The sequence below is a fragment of the Ramlibacter sp. genome (genome assembly GCF_035706265.1).
Taxonomy (GTDB): Bacteria; Pseudomonadota; Gammaproteobacteria; order Burkholderiales; family Burkholderiaceae_C; genus Ramlibacter.
On record NZ_DASSVG010000431.1, the window covers coordinates 1 to 3,948 of the forward strand.

Annotated in this window: 4 protein-coding genes; 2 read left to right on the plus strand and 2 right to left on the minus strand. The window is 68.3% G+C overall.

Features of this window, described 5'->3' with window-relative positions:
• Positions 1-5: 5 nt before the first annotated feature.
• Both VFM98_RS15300 and VFM98_RS15305 read left to right on the plus strand, forming a co-directional pair.
• Positions 6-128, plus strand: a complete 123-nt coding sequence (locus tag VFM98_RS15300; protein ID WP_325110775.1) for a multicopper oxidase domain-containing protein — start codon at positions 6-8, stop codon at positions 126-128.
• Between the two features lie 56 nt (positions 129-184).
• Positions 185-742 (plus strand): GAF domain-containing protein, encoded by a 558-nt coding sequence (locus VFM98_RS15305; protein ID WP_325110772.1) that lies wholly within the window; start codon positions 185-187, stop codon positions 740-742.
• Positions 743-793: 51 nt separating this feature from the next.
• Here the strand turns inward: VFM98_RS15305 and gap are convergent, their stop codons facing one another.
• The gene (gene gap / locus VFM98_RS15310; RefSeq protein ID WP_325110773.1) at positions 794-1,792 is read right to left on the minus strand and encodes a type I glyceraldehyde-3-phosphate dehydrogenase; all 999 of its coding nucleotides are present in this window, start codon (positions 1,790-1,792) and stop codon (positions 794-796) included.
• Between the two features lie 61 nt (positions 1,793-1,853).
• The gene (tkt, locus tag VFM98_RS15315) at positions 1,854-3,881 is read right to left on the minus strand and encodes a transketolase (protein ID WP_325110774.1); all 2,028 of its coding nucleotides are present in this window, start codon (positions 3,879-3,881) and stop codon (positions 1,854-1,856) included.
• Between the last annotated feature and the right edge of the window lie 67 nt (positions 3,882-3,948).

Consider the following 3,948-nt stretch of genomic DNA (forward strand, 5'->3'; position numbering starts at 1 on the left):
TGGTGATGGCACCGCGGCAGGAGATGGACATCGCGCTGGTGGCCGACAACGTGGGCGAGTGGATGTTCCACTGCCACATCCTCGACCACGCGGCGGGCGGCATGATGGGGACCGTGCTGGTCGAGTAAGGACTTGCCCGACTGGGGCAAGCTCAGCAGCGGGCCATCCTTATACACTGCGCTCCATGCAGTTGCAGGACCTGCCCGCCATCCCCCGGAACCTGACTTCGGGCGAGCGCTCGCTGGTGCTCGCCGCGTCCCGTCGGGCGGAGGTGCTCCATGGCCGCGGCGCCCCGCTGCGCGAGGTGCTGGCGCAGCTGACCACCGCGGTGGAATCGCTCGGCCAGGGCCGCACGGTGGCGTCGATCCTGGTCCTGGACCGCGAGGGCCTGCTGCGCAACGGCGCCTCGCCCAACCTGCCGGCCGACTACCTGGACGCGATCGACCGCCTCAAGCCGGATCCCGCCGTGGGCACCTGCGCGGCCGCGGCCGCCACCGGGCTGATCGTCGACACCCCCAGCTTCCTGGACGACCTCCGCTGGGCGGAACTGCGCCACCTGCCGATGGCCCTGGGCTTCCTCGGGGCCTGGAGCATGCCGATCAAGAACGATGCCGGCCGCGTGCTGGGCACCTTCGGCACCTATTTCCGCGAGCACCGGCTGGCGACGCCGGGCGAGCGCGAAGCCGTCGCGCTGCTGGCCGGGGTGGCGGCCGTCGCCATCGAGGCCAACGCGTTCGCCTGAAGCAAAAAAAACGCGCCCGGAGGCGCGCTTTTCATTGGAGACCGCAGGCGATCACTTCGCCACGACGCGGACCATCTCCAGGCACTTGTTCGAGTAGCCCCACTCGTTGTCGTACCAGGCCACCAGCTTGACGAAGGTGGAGTCCAGCGCGATGCCGGCGTCGGCGTCGAAGATGGAAGTGCGGGCGTCGCCGACGAAGTCGGTCGCCACCACCTTGTCTTCCGTGTAGCCCAGGATGCCCTTGAGCGCGCCTTCGCTCTGCGCCTTCATCTCGGCGCAGATCTCCTCGTAGGTGGCCGGCTTGTTCAGTTCCACGGTCAGGTCGACCACCGACACGTCGGAGGTCGGCACGCGGAAGGACATGCCCGTGAGCTTCTTGTTCAGCTCGGGGATCACCTTGCCGACGGCCTTGGCGGCGCCGGTGGACGACGGGATGATGTTCTCCAGGATGCCGCGGCCGCCGCGCCAATCCTTGTTGGAGGGGCCGTCGACGGTCTTCTGCGTCGCCGTGGCGGCGTGCACCGTGGTCATCAGGCCGCGCTTGATGCCCCACTTGTCGTTCAGCACCTTGGCCACGGGCGCCAGGCAGTTGGTGGTGCAGGAGGCGTTGGAGATGATCGCCTCGCCCTTGTACTTCTCGTGATTCACGCCGAACACGAACATCGGCGTGTCGTCCTTGGACGGGGCGGACATGATCACCTTCTTGGCGCCGGCCTGGATGTGCTTCTGCGCGCCATCGGCCGTGAGGAAGATGCCGGTGGACTCGATCACCACGTCGGCGCCGATCTCGCCCCACTTCAGGTTGGCGGGATCCTTCTCCGCGGTCAGGCGGATCTTCTTGCCGTTGACGATCAGGGTGTTGCCCTCGACCGCCACGGTGCCCTTGAAGCGGCCGTGGACCGAGTCGTACTGCAGCATGTAGGCCAGGTAGTCCGGCTCCAGCAGGTCGTTGATGCCGACGATCTCGATGTCGGAGAAGTTCTGCACGGCCGAGCGCAGCACGTTGCGGCCGATGCGGCCGAAGCCATTGATGCCAACCTTGATAGCCATTCCATTCACTCCTGATGAATCAAAACCAAGCGGCCGGCCCGCAGCGCGGGCCATGCCCTGACTATGCCTCGGCCTGCGCTTTCCGGAGCGCCAGGCGCACGGTGTCCGCCACGTTCTCCGGGGTAAAGCCGAAATGCTTGAACAGCGCGCCGGCCGGGGCCGATTCGCCGAAGGTGTCGATGCCCACCACCGCAGCGCAGCCGTACTTCCACCAGAAGTCGGTGACGCCCGCCTCGACGGCGATGCGCGGGATGCCTTCGGGCAGCACCTGGCGCTTGTATTCGGTGTCCTGGCGGTCGAAAGTGGTGGTGCTGGGCATGGAGACCACGCGCACGGCGATGCCGTCGGAGCGCAGCAGCTCCTGGGCCTTCAGCGCCAGCTGCACTTCCGAGCCGGTGGCGATCAGCACGGCCTCGGCCTCGTCCTGCGGCTCGGCCAGCACGTAGGCGCCGCGGCCGATCTCGTCCAGCCCGGCCTTCGGTGCGTAGGGCAGGTTCTGGCGCGACAGCAGCAGGGCGGTGGGACGGTTGGCGTTCTCCAGCGCCACGGCCCAGGCCACGGCAGTCTCGGCGGTGTCGGCGGGGCGCCAGACATCGAGCTGCGGGATCAGGCGCAGGCTGGCCGCGTGCTCGATCGACTGGTGCGTCGGGCCGTCCTCGCCCAGGCCGATCGAATCGTGCGTGAAGACGTGGATCACCTGCCTCTTCATCAGCGCCGCCATGCGGATCGCGTTGCGGCTGTAGTCGCTGAAGGTGAGGAAGGTGCCGCCGTAGGGGATGAAGCCGCCGTGCAGGGCGATGCCGTTCATGATCGCGGCCATGCCGAACTCGCGCACGCCGTAGTTGATGTGGCGACCGATCCGGTCCTCGGTCTTCACGACCTCGCCGGACTGGTCGAAGCGCAGCGGCGGCGTGCTCTTCGTGTTGGTGAGGTTGGAGCCGGTGAGGTCGGCCGAGCCCCCCAGCAGCTCCGGCAGCGCCGCGGTGAAGGCCTCCAGCGCGATCTGCGAAGCCTTGCGCGAGGCCACCGTTTCGGCCTTGGTGTGCGCGGCCACGGCCGCATCGGCGGCCACCTGGGCGAAATTGGCCGGCAGCGCGCCCTGCATGCGGCGGGCGAATTCGGCCGCCAGCTCGGGATGCGCCGCGGCGTAGGCGTCGAAGCGCTCGCGCCATTCGCTTTCCAGCTCGTCGCCCTTGGCGGTGGCATCCCATTCGTCGTACACGCCTTGCGGCAGCGCGAAGGGCTCGTGCTCCCAGCCCAGGGCCGTGCGGGTGAGCGCCACTTCGTCGGGGCCGAGCGGCTCGCCGTGGGCCTTGGCGGTGTTGGCGCGGTTGGGCGAGCCTTTGCCGATGTGCGTCTTGCACACGATGATCGTCGGCTTCTCGGCGCTGTGCCGGGCGTCGGCGATGGCGCGGTCCACGGCCTCGATGTCGTGGCCGTCGACGGGGCCGATCACGTTCCAGCCGTAGGCCTTGAAGCGGCCGGGCACGTCGTCGATGTACCAGGGCGTGACCTGGCCATCGATGGAGATGCCGTTGTCGTCGTACAGGGCCACCAGCTTGTTCAGCTTCCAGGCGCCGGCGAGCGCGCAGGCCTCGTGGCTGATGCCTTCCATCAGGCAGCCGTCGCCCATGAACACGTAGGTGTGGTGGTCGACGATCGCGTGGCCTTCGCGGTTGAATTCGGCCGCGAGCAGCTTCTCGGCCAGCGCCATGCCCACCGCATTGGTGAGGCCCTGGCCCAGCGGACCGGTGGTGGTCTCGATGCCCGGCGTCACGTCCACCTCGGGGTGGCCGGGGGTCTTGCTGTGCAACTGGCGGAAACCCTTGAGCTCGCCGATCGGCAGGTCGTAGCCGGTGAGGTGCAGCAGCGCGTAGACCAGCATCGACGCGTGGCCGTTGGAGAGCACGAAGCGGTCGCGGTCGGCCCAGTGCGGGTTCTTCGGGTTGTGCCGCAGGTGGCGGTGCCACAGCGCGACGGCGATGTCCGCCATGCCCATGGGTGCGCCGGGGTGGCCGGAGTTCGCTTGCTGCACGGCGTCCATGGCCAACGCGCGGATCGCGTTCGCCATCAGGGATTCGTTGGCCATTCGGGGGCTTCTCCGGGGGAGAGGATTGGGGGAAACCCGTGATTTTAATGGACCGCACCCAGCCCCT

Excerpts from the sequence above, each read along its gene's own strand:
- VFM98_RS15305 (WP_325110772.1), top strand. The coding sequence starts at position 185 with ATGCAGTTGCAGGACCTGCCCGCCATCCCCCGGAACCTGACTTCGGGC.
- VFM98_RS15300 (WP_325110775.1), top strand. The coding sequence starts at position 6 with ATGGCACCGCGGCAGGAGATGGACATCGCGCTGGTGGCCGACAACGTG.
- tkt (WP_325110774.1), bottom strand. The coding sequence starts at position 3,881 with ATGGCCAACGAATCCCTGATGGCGAACGCGATCCGCGCGTTGGCCATG.
- gap (WP_325110773.1), bottom strand. The coding sequence starts at position 1,792 with ATGGCTATCAAGGTTGGCATCAATGGCTTCGGCCGCATCGGCCGCAAC.